The 20,325-nt window shown below is 71.3% G+C and carries 17 protein-coding genes; 9 read left to right on the forward strand and 8 right to left on the reverse strand.

Going from position 1 to position 20,325, the window contains the following annotated elements:
* Positions 1-9: 9 nt before the first annotated feature.
* The gene (locus tag R2B38_RS49130; protein WP_411978660.1) at positions 10-1,905 is read right to left on the reverse strand and encodes a potassium transporter Kup; all 1,896 of its coding nucleotides are present in this window, start codon (positions 1,903-1,905) and stop codon (positions 10-12) included.
* Positions 1,906-2,145: 240 nt separating this feature from the next.
* Positions 2,146-3,279 (reverse strand): NAD(P)/FAD-dependent oxidoreductase, encoded by a 1,134-nt coding sequence (locus R2B38_RS49135; RefSeq protein ID WP_318022700.1) that lies wholly within the window; start codon positions 3,277-3,279, stop codon positions 2,146-2,148.
* 53 nt (positions 3,280-3,332) lie between these two features.
* Here R2B38_RS49135 and R2B38_RS49140 point away from each other — a divergent pair, with 53 nt between their 5' ends.
* Entirely contained in the window at positions 3,333-4,025 is a 693-nt protein-coding gene (locus tag R2B38_RS49140) for a TetR/AcrR family transcriptional regulator (protein ID WP_318022701.1), read from the forward strand.
* Positions 4,026-4,034: 9 nt separating this feature from the next.
* Here R2B38_RS49140 and R2B38_RS49145 read toward each other — a convergent pair whose 3' ends face one another.
* The 3 genes from R2B38_RS49145 to R2B38_RS49155 all read right to left on the reverse strand — a co-directional run bounded on the left by R2B38_RS49145 (position 4,035) and on the right by R2B38_RS49155 (position 6,633).
* Positions 4,035-4,226 (reverse strand): hypothetical protein, encoded by a 192-nt coding sequence (locus tag R2B38_RS49145; RefSeq protein WP_318022702.1) that lies wholly within the window; start codon positions 4,224-4,226, stop codon positions 4,035-4,037.
* 181 nt (positions 4,227-4,407) lie between these two features.
* Positions 4,408-5,061: a CatB-related O-acetyltransferase gene (locus tag R2B38_RS49150; protein ID WP_318022703.1), complete on the reverse strand. Its 654-nt coding sequence runs from the start codon at positions 5,059-5,061 to the stop codon at positions 4,408-4,410.
* A gap of 30 nt (positions 5,062-5,091) precedes the next feature.
* Positions 5,092-6,633 (reverse strand): FAD-dependent monooxygenase, encoded by a 1,542-nt coding sequence (locus R2B38_RS49155; protein ID WP_318023093.1) that lies wholly within the window; start codon positions 6,631-6,633, stop codon positions 5,092-5,094.
* Between R2B38_RS49155 and R2B38_RS49160 the strand changes: the two genes are divergently transcribed.
* Positions 6,632-7,516 (forward strand): hypothetical protein, encoded by an 885-nt coding sequence (locus tag R2B38_RS49160; RefSeq protein WP_318022704.1) that lies wholly within the window; start codon positions 6,632-6,634, stop codon positions 7,514-7,516. The two genes, R2B38_RS49155 and R2B38_RS49160, sit on opposite strands and share 2 nt — an antisense overlap.
* 91 nt (positions 7,517-7,607) lie before the next feature.
* Here the strand turns inward: R2B38_RS49160 and R2B38_RS49165 are convergent, their stop codons facing one another.
* Complete coding sequence (locus tag R2B38_RS49165) at positions 7,608-11,864, reverse strand: CHAT domain-containing protein (protein ID WP_318022705.1); 4,257 nt, start codon at positions 11,862-11,864, stop codon at positions 7,608-7,610.
* A gap of 43 nt (positions 11,865-11,907) precedes the next feature.
* Between R2B38_RS49165 and R2B38_RS49170 the strand changes: the two genes are divergently transcribed.
* The 4 genes from R2B38_RS49170 (at position 11,908) to R2B38_RS49185 (ending at position 15,086) form a co-directional block, all read left to right on the forward strand.
* A complete protein-coding gene (locus R2B38_RS49170) occupies positions 11,908-12,252 on the forward strand; it encodes a hypothetical protein (RefSeq protein ID WP_318022706.1) in 345 nt (114 codons plus the stop codon).
* 5 nt (positions 12,253-12,257) lie between these two features.
* Positions 12,258-13,169, forward strand: coding sequence for a hypothetical protein (locus R2B38_RS49175; protein ID WP_318022707.1), 912 nt, complete (start codon positions 12,258-12,260; stop codon positions 13,167-13,169).
* A gap of 369 nt (positions 13,170-13,538) precedes the next feature.
* Positions 13,539-14,492: a serine protein kinase RIO gene (locus R2B38_RS49180; protein ID WP_318022708.1), complete on the forward strand. Its 954-nt coding sequence runs from the start codon at positions 13,539-13,541 to the stop codon at positions 14,490-14,492.
* A gap of 243 nt (positions 14,493-14,735) precedes the next feature.
* Positions 14,736-15,086, forward strand: coding sequence for a DUF488 domain-containing protein (locus tag R2B38_RS49185; RefSeq protein WP_033280820.1), 351 nt, complete (start codon positions 14,736-14,738; stop codon positions 15,084-15,086).
* 31 nt (positions 15,087-15,117) lie between these two features.
* Here R2B38_RS49185 and R2B38_RS49190 read toward each other — a convergent pair whose 3' ends face one another.
* Positions 15,118-16,791, reverse strand: a complete 1,674-nt coding sequence (locus tag R2B38_RS49190) for an FAD-binding dehydrogenase (protein ID WP_318022709.1) — start codon at positions 16,789-16,791, stop codon at positions 15,118-15,120.
* A 16-nt stretch (positions 16,792-16,807) separates the two neighbouring features.
* Positions 16,808-17,434: a TetR/AcrR family transcriptional regulator gene (locus R2B38_RS49195; protein ID WP_318022710.1), complete on the reverse strand. Its 627-nt coding sequence runs from the start codon at positions 17,432-17,434 to the stop codon at positions 16,808-16,810.
* A 119-nt stretch (positions 17,435-17,553) separates the two neighbouring features.
* Here R2B38_RS49195 and R2B38_RS49200 point away from each other — a divergent pair, with 119 nt between their 5' ends.
* The 3 genes from R2B38_RS49200 to R2B38_RS49210 all read left to right on the forward strand — a co-directional run bounded on the left by R2B38_RS49200 (position 17,554) and on the right by R2B38_RS49210 (position 20,321).
* On the forward strand, positions 17,554-18,183 hold the full coding sequence (locus R2B38_RS49200) for an alpha-ketoglutarate-dependent dioxygenase AlkB (RefSeq protein ID WP_318022711.1): 630 nt from the start codon (positions 17,554-17,556) through the stop codon (positions 18,181-18,183).
* Between the two features lie 143 nt (positions 18,184-18,326).
* Positions 18,327-19,076, forward strand: a complete 750-nt coding sequence (locus R2B38_RS49205) for an MBL fold metallo-hydrolase (protein ID WP_318022712.1) — start codon at positions 18,327-18,329, stop codon at positions 19,074-19,076.
* Between the two features lie 9 nt (positions 19,077-19,085).
* Positions 19,086-20,321 (forward strand): DUF4032 domain-containing protein, encoded by a 1,236-nt coding sequence (locus R2B38_RS49210; protein WP_318022713.1) that lies wholly within the window; start codon positions 19,086-19,088, stop codon positions 20,319-20,321.
* The last annotated feature ends 4 nt before the right edge of the window (positions 20,322-20,325 follow it).

A 20,325-nucleotide genomic window follows, 5' to 3' on the forward strand; every position in this document is an offset into this window, starting at 1 on the left:
CGCACCTCTCTACACCTCGATGTGCCAGCCCATGATGATCGTCCGGTCGCGGGGCAGGCCGAAGTGTTCGGCGGCGTCGGCCGTGATGTGGGAGGTGGCGATGAACAGCCGTTTGCGCCAGGGGGCCATCGTCGGTGCCGGGCCGCGCCGTAGCTCGATCGTCGACAGGAAGTAGGACGCCTGGTCGAGCAGCAACGGCCCCTCGGTGTCGGCCGGGTCGAGCATCGCCAGCGTGGCGGGCACGTCCGGTGTCTCCATGTAGCCGAACCGGGCGGTGACGTGGATGATCCCGTCGTCCGCGTAGCCGAGGCCGTCGACGACGATCCGCCGGTCGGCCGGGACGCGGGGCACGGGTTCGGTCTCGATGGACAGGATCACGACCTGCTCGTGCCGTACGTGGTTGAGTTCCGCGTTGGCCCGCATGGCCAGGGGCGCCGTCTTCTTGCTCCGGTTGAGGAACACCGCCGTGCCGGGCACCTGGAGCACCGGCCGTTCCCCGCTGCGGAGTTGGTCGACGAACTCGCGCAACGAGCCCTCGTGTTCGGCGCGTTCCGCGGTGACGACCTCGCGGCCGCGCTGCCAGGTCGTCATGACGGTGAACGCGGTGATGCCGATGAGCAGCGGCAGCCACGCGCCGTGGACGAGCTTGGTCAGGTTGGCCGCCACGAACAGCAGGTCCACGAAGAGCAGCAGGGTCGCGCCGGTGGCGATCAGCCACCTGGGCGTGCCCCATTTCGCGCGGGCGACGTAGAAGAACAACAGGGTGGTGATGGTGATGGTGCCGGTGACCGCCATGCCGAACGCGAAGGCCAGCGCGGCCGAGCTGCGGAACGCGAAGACCAGGGTGAGGACCGAGACCATGAGCAGCCAGTTGATCCAGGGGACATAGATCTGACCGATGGTGGACTCGGAGGTGTGCGCGATCCGCAGCCGCGGGAGGTAGCCGAGCTGGGCCGCCTGGGAGGCGACCGAGTACGCGCCGGTGATCACGGCCTGGGAGGCGATCACCGTGGCGGCCGTGGCCAGCAGGACCATCGGCCAGCGTCCCCAGTGCGGCACGAGCAGGAAGAACGGGCTGCTGATGTTGTCCGGGTCGTCGAGGATCAGCGCGCCCTGGCCGAAGTAGCTCAGGATGCAGGCGGGGAAGACGAGGAACATCCAGGCCCGGGTGATGGCCCGGCGACCGAAGTGCCCCATGTCCGCGTAGAGCGCCTCCGCGCCGGTGACCGCGAGCACGACCGCGGCGAGCGCGAAGAAGGCCGTACCGAAGTGGCCGAAGAGAAAGCCCAGCGCATAACTCGGCCACAGCGCGCGGAGAATGGCCGGGTGATCCGCGATGCCTACGACACCGCACGCGCCGATGGCCACGAACCAGAGGATCATGATCGGCCCGAACACCCGCCCCACGGCCGCGGTCCCCCGCCGCTGCACCAGGAACAGCAGGACGATGATCACCGCGGTGATGGGCACGACCGCGTCGTCCAGCGACGGCTCCACGACCTTGAGCCCCTCGACCGCGGACAGCACCGAGATGGCCGGGGTGATCATGCTGTCGCCGAAGAAGAGCGAGGCACCGAAGATGCCGAGACCGGTCAGTACGACCGCGGCGCGCCGGCCCCGCTGTGAACTCCACTGCCGCACCAGCGTGATGAGCGCCATGATGCCGCCCTCACCCTCGTTGTCGGCACGCATCGCCAGCAGCACATAGGTGACCGTGACGATGACCATCACCGACCAGAAGACCAGCGACACCACCCCGTACACGTTCTGTGTGCTGACCGGGACCGGGTGCGGGTCGCTCGGGCTGAACACGGTCTGGAGGGTGTAGATCGGGCTGGTCCCGATGTCCCCGAAGACCACCCCGAGCGCCCCGATCACCACCGCGAGCCGCACCGTGTCCCGCATGCTCGCGGGACGCGTCTCCGGCGGCCCCGCCGCGGACCCTCCGTCCGCTACCGCCCCGTGCCCATGCTCGGCCATGATGATCCTCCCTCTGGCGGACCGCGGTGGCGCGGGCCCGGTGCATCGGGGCGGACACTACCTATGCCCCACCGCAATCACCCGCAGGCGCCCGCCACTTCACCTCGAACCTGTCGCGTCACGGACGAGGAAGTTGATGGGTGCCGGTGCTGACGCGGTGGGCCGTCAGGATGGCTGGACCTCGTCGAAGACGGCGAGGGCTTCGGCGGGGTCCGGGCTCACGAGGCGTTCCAGACCGGCGGCCGTGATCTTCGCCCACTTGCCGGCCCGTGCCCACATCCGCGTCTCGAAGGCGCGGACGGCCTCGTCCAGATCTTCAGGGCCCGCGTCTTCAGGGCCCGCGGCGATGGACTCGGCGAGTTCGGCGCCTTCCAGCATCGCGAGGTTCGCGCCCACCCCCAGCGGAGGCATCAGATGGGCGGCGTCGCCGAGCAGCGTCACCCCGGGGACGTGGGTCCAGGTGTGGGACACGGGCAGGACGTACACGGGGCGGTGGACGAAGGCGGTGCCGTGGCGGAGGAGGTCGAGGACGGGCGCGGCCCAGCCGTCGAACAGGTCCAGCAGGCTCGCCCGTACGGCCTCGCCGTCGGCCGGATCGACCTTCGTGTGCCAGTCCTGCGGCGCGCGGAACCTGGTGTTCACCTTCACGTGGCCGCCGCTGTTGCGCTGGGCGACGAGGGAGCGGTTCACGCCGTACACGGCCACGGAACCGTCGCCGATCAGCCGGCCGAGGTCGGGGTGGCGGGTGTCGACGTCGTCGATGGAGGTCTCGACCGAGGTGACGCCGGTGTAGTGGGGCGTCGCCGACGAGACCGCCGGGCGGACCCGGGACCAGGCTCCGTCCGCGCCGACCACGAGGTCGAACATCTCCTGTCGCCCGTCGGCGAATTGGACGACCGCCCCGTCCCGGGTCCCCGGCACCACCCGCGTCACGCCCCGGCCCCACCGGACGTCGAGAGAGCCGAGCAGCAGGTCACGGAGTTCCCCGCGGTCGATCTCGGGATTGGCCAGTTCATCGGGACGGGGTCGCCAGTCGCGCAGGACGGTCCCGTCCGTGTCCAGGATGCGCATGGCCTGCCCCTCGGGACGGGACAGCGCGTGGAATTCCGCCAGCAGCCCCGCCTTCTCCAGCGCGCGCTGACCGAGCCCTTCGTGCAGGTCCAGCGTGCCGCCCGGCGGGCGGGCGTCGGGGGCGGGATCGCGTTCGAGGACGGTGACGGGGTGGCCGTGGCGGTGCAGGACGCGGGCGAAGGTCAGGCCGGCCGGGCCGCCTCCGACGACAGCGATGCGATGTCTCATGTCGATACACTGTATTGGCTCGATACGGCGCATCGCAACAGTACGATGGGAGCATGACTGTGTGGGACCGGCCCGAGCCGCCGACTCGCCCCGTGCCGCTGGACCGGGAGCGGATCGTCGCCGCCGCCGTCGCGCTGGCCGACGAGGGCGGGCTGGAAGCGGTGTCGTTGCGCAAGGTCGCCGCCCGGTTGGAGGCCGGCCCGATGCGGCTGTACGGCTACATCGCCACCAAGGAGGAGCTGTTCGACCTCATGGTGGACGAGGTCCAGGCCGAGATCCTCCCCGAGGAACAGCCCGGTGACTGGCGGGAGGCGCTGCGCGTCCTCGCCCACCGCACCAGGCAGGCCGCTCTCCGTCACGAATGGCTGGCCGACCTGCTCGGCGGCCGCCCGGCCCTGGGCCCGAACGGCCTCGCCGTGACCGAGGCCACGCTGGCCGCCCTCGACGGCCTCGCCGACATCGACACCGTCCTGCGTGCCGCGGGGACGGTCGGCGCCTACGTCACCGGCGCGATCAGGCGCGAGGTCGCGAACCTACGGGCCGAGCGCGCCACGGGCCTGTCCAAGCACGACTGGCAGCGCGCCCACGGCCCGCATGTGACGAGGATGCTGGCCACGGGCCGCTTCCCGGCGCTGGCCAGAGCGGTGCACGACGGCACGGACGTGGACGCCGAGACGTCCTTCGCGACCGGCCTGGACTGGGTCCTCGACGCCGTGGCCGCCAAACTCACCCGACCGCAGGCGTGACGCCCCGCGTCAGACGCGGAGGTCCTTGGTGACAGTGGAGGCAGGGACGCTCAGTACGGCGTCGAAGGCGTCGACGACAGGAGTACGCGCGTACGTCCCCGGCAGCCGGACGCGGTCTGGGCCGTCGGAAGCCTCCTTGCGGGCCCTGCGGAGATCGGCGCTGCCGAGTCCGAGGCCGGCATCGGCGAAGGCGGCTTCCACGCTCCCGGGTTCGGGTGAATCCGGCGGCGTGTAGGCGAGGGTGAAACCGAAGGGTGTCTCCTCCTGTTTCCTGTTCGGCGGCGGGCGGTCGCGTCCAGGCGGGTGAGCGGGACGGCGTATTCGCGAAGCCAGTCGGTGAACGGGGTGCCGGGTCGAACGGGTCATTCCGGCGGCTCGATTCTCAGTGCGGGGAGGGGCCGGGTGCTACGGCCTCCAGGTCGTCGACGGTGCCGGACATGACCGTGCGGAGATGTTCGGTGAGGTGCGGCAGCGGCCAGTCCCACCAGGCCAGCGCGAGGAGGCGCTCGATGTCGGCGTCGGTGTGGCGGCGGCGGATCAGCCGTGCGGGGTTGCCGCCGACGACGCCGTAGTCGGGGACGTCGTCGACGACGACCGAGCCCGAGGCGACGATCGCTCCGTGACCGATGCGGACGCCGGGCATCACCATGGTCCCGTAGCCGAACCAGACGTCGTTGCCCACCGTGGTGTCGCCCCGTCCGGGCAGACCGGTGATGAGGTCGAAGTGGTCGGCCCAGGAACCGCCCATGATCGGGAAGGGGAACGTCGAGGGGCCGTCCATGCGGTGGTTGGCGCCGTTCATGATGAACCGCACGCCCTCACCCAGCGCGCAGAACTTCCCGATCACGAGCTTCTCGGGCCCGTAGTGGTACAGGACGTTGCGGGTCTCGAAGGCCGTCGGGTCGTCGGGATCGTCGTAGTACGTGAACTCCCCGACCTCGATCAGCGGTGAGGTCACCAGTGGCTTGAGGAGTACGACCCGAGGCTGGTCCGGCATCGGGTGCAGCAGGGTCGGGTCGGCGGGAACGGGCGGCATCTGTGATCGCTTTCTCTTCCACGGGGGCCGTCATACGTCGCTCTCAGGCTCGCCGAACCAGCGGGTGAGCGCCTCGCGCAACGCCGGTACGGCGTCTTCGGGGGACTCGTCGACGGCCGCGGCCCAGGCGATGTGCGCGTCGGGGCGGATCAGGACGGCGTCGGCGGGGCGGTCGTCGGTCTTGGCGGTGTGGATGTCGACGCGGGAGCGCCAACCCGCGGCCGCCCGGCGGAGGTCCTCTCGGTCGGCGATGTCCGGAAGGTGGGGCCGTGCGGTGTGCAGGAGTTGGCCGACGCCGGTCACTCCTCCGTCGCCGTGCAGCGTGAGGTCGGGGACGAACGCCCCGGCCAGCGGGTGGTGGCCGGACGGGCCGGGCATCGGGTAGCTGATGTCGGTGCCGGCGACGAGTGCCCCCAGGCGGCGCTGCGGCTGCTCGTCGGCGAGCAGTTCGTGGAAGACCTCGCGGAGTGCCTCGGCGGCCGGGTCCGTGCCGCGCCGCAGTGCTGCTTGGGTCTGGGTGTGCGGCATGGTGCGCGCGCCGGCGAAGTGCCGTTCGTGGTGGTAGGGGTCCAGCAGACCGTCGGGTGCCCGGCCGTGGATGTCGGCGGCCAGTTTCCAGGCCAGGTCGACCGCGTCGAGCATGCCGGCGTTGATGGCCACGCCGGTCGCCGGGAACAGGTGCGCCGCGTCACCGGCCAGCAGGATCCGCCCTTTTCGGTACTGCTCGGCGTGCCGGGCCTTGAAGGTGAACCGCGACAGCCGGACCGCTTCGCGCACCGGGAGATCCGTGCCCAGGACGCGACGGAGGCTGTCCTGGAACTCGGTCAGGGACATCGGGGTGTCGTCGTCGTACTCGGCGGCCTCGTCCTCGGTGGTGTAGAGGGAGACCACGGGTGAGCCGGGCGGCGCGCCAACGCCCAGGAGACCGCGGTCAGTTCGCGTGAAGCCCCGGGGGACCGTGCCGTGGCCGGCGACGTCGAGATCCCCGTTGCCGAGCACGGTCACCGTGTCGGGAAAGGTGACCTGGGCCAGCCGGTCGACCTCCGGGTAGGCGGTGCCGGGGAAGGCGATGCCCGCCGCGTCGCGGATCCGGCTGCGGGCGCCGTCGCAGCCCGCCAGGTACCGGGCCGTCACCCGGTACGGCCCGTCCGGGCCGAGCACCTCCGCGGTCACCGCCTGCGCGTCCTGGACGACCCCGGTCACCTGGTGCCCGCGGCGGATCTCGGCACCGAGCTCACCGGCACGTCCGGCGAGCACGTCCTCGAGCCGCTGCTGCGGAAGCGGCAGCGCGTGCAGCGGAGGATCGTCGAGCCGGGTCAGATCGAGGTGGACACCGCCGAACGGGAACCGGGGCGCCGGGATCGGACCGGTGCAAGCGGCCTCGCAGCGCTCCAACAGGCCCCGGTGGCGCAGCAGTTCCAGGATCCGTCCGCCGAGGCCACCGGCCTTCGCGGTGTCCCGGCGCTGCGCCTGGCGCTCCAGCACCAGCGGGCGCACCCCGGCCAGGCGAAGTTCGCACGCCAGCATCAGACCGGTCGGACCCGCTCCCACGACGATCACGTCGGCGTCCATGCTGGCCGACGACCCGGACATGGGCCGGCCCTCGGGGCTGCCGGGCATCCTGACGGTGACGGTCGACGGGGACATGTTCGAGGACTGCCCCGACCTGTCTGTCGGTTACCTACGCGAGCCCGACCGCGTAGAGATCCGGTTCCTGAGAGCGGCCACCGCCGGCGATCCCTCCGACTTGCCCGCCGTAGACGGCTCCGCCGAGCCTTCCACGGACATCCACGAGCGCGAGCGGGGGCGCTCTGCCGGCCCTCGTACTGCCGCAGTCACCGTGAGGGAGGTCGCCGATGCCTGGCAGCGCATCGTCACCTGGCTCCGGTCCAACGCTCCTGACTCCTACGCCGCGCTCCGCACCGGCGCCGACTCCGCTGCCGTCGCCGCCCTGGAGGCGAGTCTCGGCATCCCGATACCCGTCGAGTTGCGCACCCTGTGGATGCTGACCGCGGGTGACGACGGGGCCGAGGGCCGGGGTTGCCTTCCGGGCAACATGGCTCTGATGAACCTCGACGCCGTGGCCGACCGTTACCGGTTGAAGACGGCTGCCCAGGCTCATCAGGACACGCTCCACGCCGACCGCCCCGCGGAGGAGCAGATCACCCGGTGGACGGCGACCCGGATTCCGGTGGTCGCCCTGGGCCCGGCCGACAGCACTGCGGGGCTGTATCTGGACGCCGCCACCGGCTACTTGGGCTCCTGGTCCCGCTCCAACGAACCCCAGGGCGACGAACTCGACACGCTGGTCACCTACCTGGAGGAGACCGCCGACATGCTCGAAGCACCTGCCCTCGCCACGCGGGACAAGCCGGGCCTGATCGACGGAACGCTGGTGTGGCTCAGCGGCATCGACCCTGCCCAGGAGAGCCGGTGGCAGCCCGTGACCGGCTGACCGATCTCAAGAGGGGCCGGCCCCGGAGCCGCTCGCCCACCGACGGCGGTCAATCCCCCGTAACGGCCGCCGAGTTCGGGCCCGCTTCGGGCTACGGCCCGCTGTGGATCAGGGACGCCCACAGGTGTGGCCGGCCGGAGTGTTCGGTGCGCAGATGCCGGATCACGCGGTGGAGCGCGAGCGCCGCGTCGTCGGCGGACGGTGTGTCCGGCATCTGCCGGTAGAAGTGGTCGGCCGCGGCGGCCGCGACGTGGTCGGCCAGCGGCCAGAGGCTCGCTACGACGTGCCGGAAGCCGGCCAGCTGGAACGCGGAGGCGAGGTGGATGGACTCGTCCGCGTGCCGGCGGCCGACGTGGCCCGTGGAGCACGCAGACAGGTAGGCCAGTTCGGCCTCGTGGAGGTCGAGGCGGCCGATCTCCGCAATGGACAGCACGTCGTCGTGGAGGTGGAGCCCGCCCTCGGACGGCGCGTCGGGGTCGGTGCCCGCGTGGCAGGCGAAGTGGGCCCAACTCGCCCCGGGGAGCGCCCCGGTGACCCGGGCGGTGGTGGCCTGCTCGTTGGTGAGCAGCGGCATGTCGGGATGGGCGGCGTGCAGACTCGCCGCCTCGGCGGCGGTGGCCGGCAGGTCCGGCAGACCCGGGGTCCGGTCGAGGGCGACCGCGAGCCGGCGCCGTTCCGCCGCGGGCGGGCGTCCTTGCGCACGGGCCAGGGTGCGCATGGTGGGTGTGTACGACGAGATCACCCGGTCGAGCGCCCCAGGGCCGCCGGGGTGTCCGGCCGCGTGCAGCGGCAGCAGCGCGAGCGGCCCGGTCGGCATCCACCACACGCGGGGCAGTACTCCGTCGGCCGGGCGGAGCCGGCCCTCGATCGCGTCGAGGACCGGCTCGACCGTCGTGTCCCACAGCCGGCCGAGCAGCTCCGTCAGCACCCGTTGGCAGCGCAGCTCGCCGGTGAACGAGCCGGCGTCGTGCGTCGCCTCCGTCAGCTCGGCTGCCCACGACTCCACGTCGGACAAGCGCAGTTCAGGCAGCGGCACCGGGAGCAGGGGCCCGTCGGCGGTGACGACGACGGCGTCGCACCGCTGCAGGCCCGCGTTGAGCAGCACCACAGCCTCACCGGTACCGGTCGGCCGCAGCCCGGTCCACCTCAGCGGAAGCAGGAACCGGTCCAGGCCCGGCAGCCGGCGGATCTCCGCCAGTACGGCGTCGTGCTCGGCCCACAGCCGTTTTCGGCGGTCGATGTGGTCGACGTCCTGGCCGTCGGGCGTGGCCATGGCCGGGAGATCCGGCGCGTTGAGGGCGTCGCGGACACGGCTCAACCGGTCGGCCAGGGCCGGGTGTCCGGCTTCGAGGTCGGCGATTGGTGTCCGCAGCGCCAGCCGGGACGTCAGCAGGATCGACCGGCCCAGCTCGGCGGCCTGGACCGCTCCACCCGGGTCGTCGAGGGCACAGTGCACGGCGATCGTCTCGCCGACCAGTCCGTGATTCGCACCGAGGCGGTACTCGTGGTCCGCCGCCGAGGTCTCCCGTGCCGCGACCAACGGCAGCAGCTCCACCGCCGTGTCGAACAGCAGCCGGGCGGTGTGCGGTTCGTCCAGTACATAGGCGAGCCGGCCGACCACCCAGCAGGCCCGGAGCCGCTCGAACGGGGGCGATGTCGTGGCCGCGAGCGCCTCCTCCGCGAGGCGGGTGATCCGCGGGCGGTCGACGGTGCTGCCGCTGTCCCACCTCCTCGTGTGACAGACCGCGAGGAGGTAGATGCGGGAGGCCCGCCGGGGATGGTCGACGGGGGTTGCCGCGACGGTCCGTTCCGCGGCGTCGACGGCGCGGTCGAGGTCGGACGGGTCGCCGGTCCGCTGGAACCGCAGCCGGTGGGTGTTGGCGAGGTTGAACAGATGCTGCGCGCGGAGCGGATCGTCCGCGGGGACTGCTTCGGCCGCCTCCCGTGCCAGGTCGACCGCACGGTCCAGGTCGGCCGGATCGCCCGAGCGCTCGTACCGCGCCTGATAGGACCGTCCGAGGTTGTACAGGCGCAGCAGTCGGTCGGGGTGGTCGGCGGGGGTGGCCGCGAGCGCCAGGAGCGTGCGGTCGATGGCACTGTCGAGATCGGCGCTGCCGGCGGTCCGCTGGGACCGCGACTGGTAGGCGGTTCCGAGGTTGGACAGGTGCATCGCCCGGTTCGGGTGGTCGTCGGGCGTGGCGGCCACGGCCTGTTCGTGGTGCGCAACGGCACGGTCCAGGTCATGAATGCTGCCGCTGTGCTCAAACCGTTGATGGAGGGCGGTGGCGAGGTTGGACAGGCGCATCGCACGGTCCGGGTGGTCGTCCGGCGTGGCGGCCACCGCGCGTCTGCTGGCGTCGATGCCCGCGTCCAGGTCGGACATGTCTCCGCTGCGGGTGAGCCGGGACCAGAGGGCGACGCTGAGGTTGGACAGGTGCAGCGCCCGGTTCGGGTGATCGTCGGGCGTGGCGGCCACGGCCTCTTGGTGAAGCGCGATGGAACGGTCCAGATCGGCCACGTCCCCCAGCCGGTCGAACCGCCCGCGCAGGGTCGACGCCAGGTTGGACAGGGCCATCGCGCGGAAGGGGTGATCGGCCGGTGTGGCGAGGACGGCTCGTTCCATGCTCTGCACGGCCCGTCGCGCGTCGGCGAGGTCCCCCTTCCGGTCGGACCGCGCGTCGTACGCGGCGCCCAGGTTGGACAGACGGAGGGCGAGATCCGGATGGCCCTCGGACGTGGCGGCCACGGCCTGTTCGTAGTGGACGATGGAACGGTCCAGATCGGCCACGTCCCCCCGCCGGTCGAACCGCGCCCCAAACAGGATGCCGCGGTTGGACAGGATCGTCGCGAACTCGCGGTGTCCCCGGGGCGCCGCGGCGGCGGCGCGATCGAGGTGGCCGATGGCCCGGTCCAAGTCGGCCTGCTCCCCCAGCCGTTCGAACCGGGCGTGGTACGCCATGCCGAGGTTGGACACGTAGGTGGCGCCGTCGAAAGCGTTGTCCGGAGCGGTGGCCACCGCCTGTTCGTAGTGGCCGATGGCCCGTTCCAGGTCGGCCAGGCTCCCCGTCCGCTCGAAGCGGTCGGCGTAGGCGGCGGCGAGGTTGGACAGAGCGGTCGCCCGGTGCGGGTTGCCGGTGTCGGCGGTGGCCTGTTCCCCGAAGCCGATGGAGCGTTCCAGGTCCGCCGGACGGCCCGCCCGTCCGAACCGTGCCCAGTAGGAGGTGGCGAGGTTGGTCAGGGTTGTCAGCCGGTAGGGGGAATCGGCAGGGGTGACGGCCATCGCCTGCTCGCCGTTGTCGATGGAACGGTCCAAGTCCGCGACCTGCCCGGTTCCCTCGAACCGCCGCACGTAGCCCAGGGCGAGGTTGGCCAGAATCGTCGGCCGGTCCCGGGAATCGACGGGAGTGACAGCCAACGCCCGCTCACCGTTGCCGATGGAACGGTCCAGATCCGAGTCCTGCCTTGTCCGCTCGAACCGCAGCAAGTAGCTGTTGCCGAGGTTGGTCAGGACGGTCGTCCGGTGCGGGAAATCGGCGGAGGCGACGGCCATCGCCTGCTCGCCCCTGTCGATGGAACGGTCCAGATCCGAGGCCTGCCCTGTTCTCTGGAAGCGCAGCAAGCATCCCGTGGCGAGATTGGCCAAGGTTGTCGAGCGGTGCGGAAACCCGGCAGAGGCGACAACGATCACCTGCTCGCCTCTGTAGATGGAACGGTCCAGATCCGGAAGCTGCCCGGTCCGCTCGAAGCGCAGCAGGTAGCCCGAGGCGAGATCGGACAAGGCTGTCGTCCGGTGCGGCGAATCGGCGGAGGCGACAGCCATCACCCGCTCATCGATGTCGATGGAACGGTCCACATCCGAGAGATTCCCTGTTCTCTGGAACCGCAGCAGGTAGCCCGTGCCGAGGGTGGCCAGGTGGAACGCGAGGTTCGGGTTGGCGCCGGGCACGCCGACAGCCCCTTCCCCGAACTCGACGACCCCGTCCAGGTCGTGCGGGTGCCCGACCCGCTGGTACCGCAGGAGGTGGGTGACGCTGAGGTTGCCCAGGATCAGTGCGGAGTTCGGGTCGCCGTGATGGAGGGCGGCCACGGCCTCTCGCCCGATGCCGATCGACAGGTCGGCGTCGGCCACCCGTCCCGTCAGCGCGTACAGCGCCCGATGGGACTCGGCGAGGTTGTACAGGCGGGTGGCGAGGCGCGGATGGTGATGCGGTGTCAGGGCGACGACGCGCTGGAACAACGAGACGCAGGTGCCCAGTTGTGCCGTGTCACCGGCCCTGGTGGCCCGGTTCAGCAGGTCGACCGCCTGCTGGTTCAGCAGTTCCGGATCGGGCTGGTGGTAGGAGGACATCGACCATGAGACTATCGGCCGACTGGCTGAAGGAGGAGCCCTGGTGGACGCCGAACGATCGGCACTGACCACGTTGTGCCAGGAGTTCGAGGCACTGGTCGGCGAGACCGGGCTCCACTCCGCGGAACGTCAGGAACTGCTGGAACGGATCGCGGCCGAGGCGCGGGCCCGGCGTCCGGTGCTCGCTCTGCTGGGCCAGTTGCTGAACACCGACCGTGAGACCACTCTGCGCACGCTGTCGACGGGGCTGCCGGGAGCCGGTCCGGGCGTCGCCCGTCAGGAGACCTTCCGCTGCCCGGACGGCGCCTGCGACCGGACGGCGGTGCCGCCCCCGGCGGGTGCGATCCCGCGCTGTGCCGTCATGGGCCGGCCCCTGGAACGGGGGTAGTCCAAGTGGGCGGTTTCTTCCAGCAGTTGGCCAAGACGCTGGCCGACCGGTGGATCAGCCTTCTCGTGCTGCCCGGTGCGTTCTTCCTGGGCGCGGTGTGGCTGTCCGTCAGCCTCGGCCAAGCCGACGCGTGGAACGTCGCGTTGTCGGCCCGGAAGGTCCAGAACACCGCCGACACGGTCGCGGACCTGCCGAGCGGGGCGCAGGCGCTGCTCGTCGTGGCCGTACTGGCGGCCGCTTCCGGTGCCGGCTTCGTCGTGCAGGCACTCGCCGGAGTCACCCGGCGCGTCTGGCTGGGGCAGTGGCCCCGCCCGTTCGCCGCGGCCGCGACGGCGCGGACCGCGCGGAGGCGTGCCCGGTGGCACCAACTCGTGGAGGAACGCCGGGCGTTCGAAGCCGCGAGCCCGGGCACACGCACCCGCGAGCAGCAGCACCGGATCGACACCGCTGCCGAACGCGTCACCCTGCTGGCGATGGCCGAACCGGGCAGGCCGACCTGGATGGGCGACCGGATCCACGCCGTCGAGTCGATCGCGTACCACCGGTACGGCCTCGACCTGACCTACGGCTGGACCCGGCTCTGGCTGGTCCTCCCCGACCCCGCGCGCACCGAACTCACCGCCGCGCACGCGTCGTTCGCCGCCGCCGTCGCCACCGGAACCTGGGCCCTGCCCTACCTCCTGCTCACCGTGGCGTGGTGGCCGGCCGTGCTGATCGCCGCGGGCATCGGCCTCACCGGATGGGCCCGCGCCCGCTCCGCCGTAGCCGATTTCACCACCCTGACCGAGGCCACCCTCGACCTGCACGGCCGCACGCTGGCCGTCGCGCTGGGAGTCGGCGACCCCGCCGACGGAACCGGCCCCCTCACGATCGGCGAGGGCGAGCGCATCACCGACCTCGTCCGGAAGGGCCGCTAGCGGAACTCCGTTGTCGTGTGGGCGAGTTGACGCCGGATGGACGGCGCGGGTCGACCCGGACGATGGCCGCGCTGACGGCTGATGGCAACGAGCATCTGGGTCCGGCCATCGCCAACCCTGCCGTCGCCAAACCACCAGAGCCGCGACGAGCCCGGTGCGGGGGGATCGCGCCGGAAACCTGCGCCACCCCTGAACCCGCTCCACACGGGCCGGCGTAATTCGGTTGCCGGTCCCCGCGCCCGCCCCTCACCATGGGCGGGCCACCGGGAGCTGCCCGGTGCTCCACGAGAGGAGGCACGACCGTGAACACGACTGTCCTCGGCCTGCCCGCCGACCGCCTCCCTCTCACCTCATGGAGTACCTCCAGCGATGTCTCGCGACCATCTCCCGCAGCACCCCCAGCACTCTCAACTCCCGGCATTTCCTGACGACTTCGTCACCGATCCCCACCGCTACGTCCCGCCGCCGGGCGACGCGGTACCGGGCGACATCGACGACCGGTTCGTCTTCGACTTCCATGCCTACGACGACCTCGCCGACGGCCAGCGCTGGTCGACCTGGCTCAGCGTCGAACCCCTCAGCCGAGGCCCCGAGCCGCTCCCGGACTGGGTGGTGACCTCGCAGGGCGCGATCGACACCGAGCTCGGCGTCCTCAAGACCGGCAAGGAGGCCGACGTCCACCTCGTCGAGCGCGCCGACCCGCGCGACCCCGCCTCCGGCGTGGTCATGGCGGCCAAGCGCTACCGCTCCCCCGAACACCGCAGCTTCCACCGCGCCGCGTCCTACACCGAGGGCCGCTCGATGAAGCGCTCACGCGACGAGCGGGCCGTCAAACGGAAGAGCACCTTCGGCCGGCAGGTCGCGGCCGGTGAGTGGGCGGTGTCCGAATGGGCCGCGCTGGTACGCCTCTGGAACCTCGGGTTGCCGGTCCCCTACCCCGTCCAGATCGACGGCACCGAGATCCTGATGGAGTGGATCACCGTCGTCGACGAGGACGGTACCGTCCAGACCGCGCCCCGGCTCGCCCAGACCCGCCCCTCGCCCGAACTGCTGGCGGCGTACTTCCAGCAACTCACCGACGCACTCGCGACGATGGTCCAGAACGGCCTCGTGCACGGCGACCTCTCCGCGTACAACATCCTCGCGGCGGGCGAGCGCCTGGTCATCATCGACCTGCCCCAGATCGTCGACCTGGTCGGCAACCTCAACGGGATGACCTTCCTCCAGCGCGACTGCGCCAACATCTGCGGCTGGTTCCGTTCCCGCGGCCTCGACGCCGACGAGCACGCGCTGTTCGCGGAACTGATGACACACGCCTTCTGAACCGGGCGGCCCGTGCCGCATCGGGCAACGTCCGCCCTGTCGATGACCGGCACCCACGTGCCGGTCATCGACAGGGCGGTTCCGCTCGGCGCCGTCCAGACAAAAGGCCCAGGCCAGAGCATCACCGCCGGGCAAGTCCTCCCGCACCCCACACCCGGCCGAAGTTCCGCCGCGTCGCCCCCTCCCCCACTGCCCGCCCGGACGTAGGCTCACCGCACCACCGCCACCCGAGGGAGCCCGCCCGTGACCGTCCGCGTGCGTCGTGTCTACGATCCGCCCGAACCGGAGGACGGTGTGCGCGTCATGGTCGACCGGCTGTGGCCGCGTGGCCTGTCGAAGGACGCGGCCCGGGTCGACGAGTGGCCCAAGGAGATCACCCCGTCGACCGAACTGCGCCGCTGGTACCACGCGGGCGAGGGTTCCTTCGAGGAGTTCAGCAGCCGCTACGAGGCCGAGCTCGCCGAGCCCGAGGCGGCTCAACTCCTGCACACCTTGCGAAACTTGGTCCGGATGGGACCGGTGACGCTGGTGACGGCGGTCAGGTCGCCGGAGCGGAGTCACGCCTCGGTGCTGGCCCGCCTCCTGGAGGGGTGAGGAGACGGGCCGCAGCGCCGGAGAAGTACTGCTAGGCCGTCTGCTTCGCCGCGGCGCGGCCTGCCGCTCGGCCCGAGAAGAGGCAGCCGCCGAGGAACGTGCCTTCGAGCGCGTTGTAGCCGTGCACCCCACCGCCGCCGAAGCCGGCGACCTCGCCCGCCGCGTACAACCCGCCGATCGGCTTCCCGTCGGCGGCCAGCGCCCGTGAGTCCAGGTCCGTCTGGATGCCGCCGAGGGTCTTGCGGGTCAGGACGTGCAGCTTGACGCCGATCAGGGGGCCGGCCGCCGGGTCCAGGATGCGGTGCGGGGTGGCCACCCGGCCCAGGCGGTCGCCGATGTAGCGGCGGGCGTTGCGGATGCCCTGGACCTGGGAGTCCTTGCTGTAGGGGTTGGCCATCTGGAGATCGCGGGCCTCGATCTGACGGCGTACCACGGCCGCGTCGAGGAGCGGCTTGTCGGTCAACTGGTTCATCTTCTCGACCAGTTGCTCCAGGTTCCCGGCGGTCACGAAGTCCGCGCCCTTGCGCAGGAAGGCGTCCACCGGGCCCGGTGCGCCCTTGCCGAGGAGCCGGTCGCGCAGGACCGCCTTCTTGTCCTTGGCGGTGATGTCGGGGTTCTGCTCGGAGCCCGACAGCGCGAACTCCTTCTCGATGATCTTCTGCGTGAGGATGAACCAGGAGTGGTCGTGCTCCGCCAAGTCCTCGGTCGTACGCAGGTACTTGAGGGTGTTGAGCGTGTCGTAGCCCGGCAGGCACGGGTCGGGCAGGCGGCGGCCGAGGGCGTCGAACCACAGGGACGACGGGCCGGGCAGGATGCGGATGCCGTGGCCGGGCCAGACCGGGTCCCAGTTCTGCAGGCCCTCGGTGTAGTGCCACATGCGGTCGCGGTTGACCAGTCGTACGCCCGCCTCGGCGCTGATGTCGAGCATCCGGCCGTCGACGTAGGCCGGGACGCCGGTGACCATCTCGGCGGGCGGGGTGCCGAGGCGTTCGGGCCAGTACCGGCGGACGATGTCGTGGTTGGCGCCGATGCCGCCGGAGGTGACGACGACGGCCTGGGCGGTGAGTTCGAACGCGCCGATCGCCTCGCGGCTGGAGGAGACGCCCCGGGCCGCGTTGTCCTCGGCGAGGACCGTGCCGCGGACGCCGCGTGCCTCGCCGTCCTCGACCACCAACGCGTCGACCTGGTGGCGGTAGTAGAAGGTAAGGAGCCCGTCGCGGGCGGCCTGCCTGGCGTAGTTCACGAAGGGTTCGACGACTCCGGTGCCGGTGCCCCAGGTGACGTGGAAGCGCGGGACGGAGTTGCCGTGGCCGTGGGCGCGCAGGTCGCCGCGTTCCGCCCAGCCGACGGTCGGCAGCAGCTTGATGCCGTGGCTCTCCAGCCAGGGGCGCTTCTCTCCGGCGGCGAACTCGACGTAGGCGCGCGCCCAGCGCACCGCCCAGGAGTCCTCGTCGTCGACGCGGTCGAAGCCGGCGCTGCCCTGCCAGTCGTTCCAGGCCAGGTCGAAGGAGTCCTTGATACCGAGGCGGCGCTGTTCCGGCGAGTCGACGAGGAACAGCCCGCCGAAGGACCAGAAGGCCTGTCCGCCGAGGTTGTTGGCGTTCTCCTGGTCGACGAGCGCGACCCGGCGTCCCCGGCTGGTCAGCTCGTGGGCCGCGACCAGACCGGCCAGACCGGCTCCGACGACGATGACGTCCGCATCCATGGCGACGTTGCCTTTCTTATTCGGGGGTGCGCCTGCCGTCGGTCAGCAGCGCGGTGAGGAGTTGCTTGAGCCAGACCCGGGCGTGCTCCACGTCCTTGTCCAGCAGCAGTTGGGTGGTGACTCCGTCGTAGGCGGCGATCACCGCGTGGGCGGCGCTGTCGACATGGCTGAGCACGGTGGGCAGTTCGAACCGTCCGGCCGCGCGGGCGAGCCGGTCGGCGATCGCCGCGCGCAGCCGCGCCCGGTGGTCGAGCAGGCTCTGCGCGACGGCCGGGTTCCGGGCCGCGTGCACCAGGAAGTCCGTCTTGACCAGGAGCCAGTCCAGGTCGAGGAGAAGTACGTCCGTGACGCGGTCCACGGCGGCCGGTACGTCGAGGTCGGGTCCGTCGAGGGCGAAGGCACCGGACACCTGGTCCGCGATCAGCTCGGCCCGTTCCTGGTAGAGGGCGAAGAACAGCTCGTCCAAGCTGTCGAAGTTCGAGTAGAAGGCGCCCCTGCTGTAGCCGGCAGCCTCGCAGACCTCCTCGATGGAGACCCGGCCGTATCCCTTGGCGGCGAACACGGCGAAAGCGGCGGACAGCAGGTTGGCCCGCGTGCGGACACGGCGCCTGGTCACACGCTTGGGCGTCAGCTCGGTCACCATGCCCGGACCTCCATTCGATACGCGAATGTATCCGATGCACCGATGTATCAAAAGAGCCGGGTTCAAAAGAGCCGGATCCATATTGGAACAGACATTCGAATAAGGAGTACGCTGGCTCCATGACCGCGCACCAGCTCCAGGGCTCCCTCTTCGACCAGACCGACCAGCTCCGCCTCGGCCCCCTCCACGGGATTCGCCGTACGGCACTGGGGCTGGGCGCCTGGATCGACGTGCTGCCCGGGTGGCTCTCCGGCGCCGACGCCCTGTTCGAGGAACTGGCCGCCGAGGTGCCGTGGCGCGCCGAGCGCCGTCAGATGTACGACCAGGTCGTCGCCGTTCCGCGGCTGCTCGCCTACTACGGCACGGACGACACGCTCCCCCACCCGGTGCTGGCCGAGGCGAGGGACGCTCTGTCGGCTTACTACGCAAGGGAGTTGGGCGAGCCCTTCGCCACATCCGGGCTCTGCTACTACCGCGACGGCCGGGACAGTGTCGCCTGGCACGGCGACCGGATCGGGCGGGGTGCCCGCGAGGACACGATGGTGGCGATCCTCTCCGTGGGCGCGCCCCGCGATCTGCTGCTGCGCCCCGTGCGCGGCGGCGAGTCGGTGCGGCGCCCGCTCGGGCACGGCGACCTGATCGTGATGGGCGGCTCCTGTCAGCGGACCTGGGAGCACTGCGTCCCCAAGACCACTCGCGCCGCGGGACCGCGCATCAGCGTGCAGTTCCGCCCGCACGGCGTGCACTGAGGCGGAGAGGCGGCCGCTTCGGACGCACGCGGGGGCCGCCCCCGGCGGACGGCGCCGGAGGCGGCTTCCCCCGCCCGCGCCCGCCCGATGGGCGTCTGGTTGGCTGTCCTGCGTCGAACATCACCACGTACGAGGGGACGGTCATGCGGGCAGAGGTACACCAAGTCGCCGACGACACCTATCTGGTGCACGGCAGCAGCACCAACTGGGTGATCCTCACGGACGGTGACGCGGCCACGCTGGTGGACACCGGATACCCCGGGGACCGTGAGCTCGTGCTCGACTCCCTTGCCCAGGTGGGCAGTTCACCCGAGGCGGTCCGGGCTGTGCTGATCACGCACGCCCACAACGACCACCTCGGCTCGGCCGCGTACCTGCGCGACACCCATGGCACGCCGGTCCTGCTCCACGAGGCCGAAGTGCCGCACGCCCGCCGGGAGTTCCTCCAGCAGGTGAGTGTGGGAACGGTCCTGAAGAACGCCTGGCGTCCGGGAGTCCTGCCCTGGGTGGTGCACGCGATGCGCGTCGGCGGCACCGAGCAGCATCCCGTCGCCGCGGCCGAGGCGTTCCCGGCCTCGGGCGGCCCCCTCGACCTGCCCGGCCGGCCCGTCCCCGTGCACACCCCCGGCCACACCAGCGGGCACTGTGTCTTCCATCTCCCGGAGCGCGGGATCGTGATCTCCGGGGACGCCCTGGTGAGCGGCCACCCGACGTCCCGCATCAAGGGCCCGCAGCTGCTGCCCGACATGTTCCACCACGAGCGCGACCGTGCCGTGGCCTCGCTGGACATCATCGAGGGGCTCGACGCCGAGACCCTGCTGCCCGGCCACGGTCCCGTGCACACCGGTCCGGTCCGTGAGGCGGCCGGGCGCGCCCGCGAGCACGCGATCTAAAGTCACCCCATGGCACTGCAGATCAACGCGACGAACCCGGAGCATCCGGTCCTCCTGCTGGAACTGCCCTGGGACGTTCCCCTGGAGGAGTGGCCCGACGAGTACCTGGTCCCGCTGCCGCGCGGCATCTCCCGCCACGTCGTGCGCTACGCCCGCGCGGGCAGCGAGGTCATAGCCGTCAAGGAGCTCGCGGAGCGCCCCGCGCTGCGCGAGTACGAGCTGCTGCGCGACCTGGACCGGCTCGGCATCCCCGCGGTCGACCCGCTCGCCGTGGTCACCGGGCGCGCCGACGCCGACGGCGAGCCCCTCGAACCGGTGCTGATCACCCGGCACTTGGGCGGCTCGATGCCGTACCGCTCGATGTTCGAGACGACCCTGCGCCCGGCCACCATGCACCGCCTGATGGACGCGCTGGCCGTGCTGCTGGTGCGGCTGCACCTGGCGGGGTTCGCGTGGGGTGACTGCTCGCTGTCCAACACCCTGTTCCGGCGGGACGCGGGCGCGTACGCCGCGTATCTCGTGGACGCGGAGACCGGCGACCTGCACCCGCAGCTCAGCAACGGGCAGCGGGAGTACGACCTCGATCTCGCCCGCGTGAACATCAGCGGGGAGCTGCTGGACCTGGAGGCGTCCGGGGCCCTGCACCCGTCCGTCGACCCGATCGAGTTCGGCATGGAGATCTGCGCCCGATACCAGAGCCTGTGGGAGGAGCTGACCCGCGTCTCGGTGTACCCGGCGGGCAAGTACCACTTCATCGAACGCCGGATCCGGCGACTGAACGAACTCGGCTTCGACGTCGCCGAGATGCAGATCGAGCACTCCTCGAACGGCGACACGGTCACGTTCGTGCCCAAGGTCGTCGACGCGGGCCACCATCAGCGTCAACTCCTGCGCCTGACCGGCCTGGACGCCGAGGAGAACCAGGCGCGGCGGCTCCTGAACGACCTGGAGTCCTGGATGGCCACCCAGGACGACTACGCCCCGGGCGATCCCCTCGCCGCCCGGCCCGAGGTGCTCGCGCACCGGTGGGTGCGGGACGTGTTCCGGCCGACCGTGCGCGCCGTACCGCTCGAACTGCGGGGCGCCATGGACCCGGCCGAGATCTACCACGAGCTGCTCGAACACCGTTGGTACATGTCCGAGCACGCCCAGCACGACATCGGCCTGGACACGGCGGTCGAGGACTACCTCAAGAACATCCTGCCGAAGGCCCGCGAGACGCTGGAGCCGACCACCCCGGAGTGACCCG

This window comes from Streptomyces sp. N50 (genome assembly GCF_033335955.1).
Lineage (GTDB): Bacteria > Actinomycetota > Actinomycetes > Streptomycetales > Streptomycetaceae > Streptomyces.

Coding starts and splice junctions, on each gene's coding strand:
- R2B38_RS49130 (WP_411978660.1), bottom strand. CDS start 1,905: ATGCGGGACACGGTGCGGCTCGCGGTGGTGATCGGGGCGCTCGGGGTG.
- R2B38_RS49135 (WP_318022700.1), bottom strand. CDS start 3,279: ATGAGACATCGCATCGCTGTCGTCGGAGGCGGCCCGGCCGGCCTGACC.
- R2B38_RS49140 (WP_318022701.1), top strand. CDS start 3,333: ATGACTGTGTGGGACCGGCCCGAGCCGCCGACTCGCCCCGTGCCGCTG.
- R2B38_RS49150 (WP_318022703.1), bottom strand. CDS start 5,061: ATGCCGCCCGTTCCCGCCGACCCGACCCTGCTGCACCCGATGCCGGAC.
- R2B38_RS49160 (WP_318022704.1), top strand. CDS start 6,632: ATGCTGGCCGACGACCCGGACATGGGCCGGCCCTCGGGGCTGCCGGGC.
- R2B38_RS49155 (WP_318023093.1), bottom strand. CDS start 6,633: ATGGACGCCGACGTGATCGTCGTGGGAGCGGGTCCGACCGGTCTGATG.
- R2B38_RS49165 (WP_318022705.1), bottom strand. CDS start 11,864: ATGTCCTCCTACCACCAGCCCGATCCGGAACTGCTGAACCAGCAGGCG.
- R2B38_RS49180 (WP_318022708.1), top strand. CDS start 13,539: ATGTCTCGCGACCATCTCCCGCAGCACCCCCAGCACTCTCAACTCCCG.
- R2B38_RS49190 (WP_318022709.1), bottom strand. CDS start 16,791: ATGGATGCGGACGTCATCGTCGTCGGAGCCGGTCTGGCCGGTCTGGTC.
- R2B38_RS49195 (WP_318022710.1), bottom strand. CDS start 17,434: ATGGTGACCGAGCTGACGCCCAAGCGTGTGACCAGGCGCCGTGTCCGC.
- R2B38_RS49200 (WP_318022711.1), top strand. CDS start 17,554: ATGACCGCGCACCAGCTCCAGGGCTCCCTCTTCGACCAGACCGACCAG.
- R2B38_RS49205 (WP_318022712.1), top strand. CDS start 18,327: ATGCGGGCAGAGGTACACCAAGTCGCCGACGACACCTATCTGGTGCAC.
- R2B38_RS49210 (WP_318022713.1), top strand. CDS start 19,086: ATGGCACTGCAGATCAACGCGACGAACCCGGAGCATCCGGTCCTCCTG.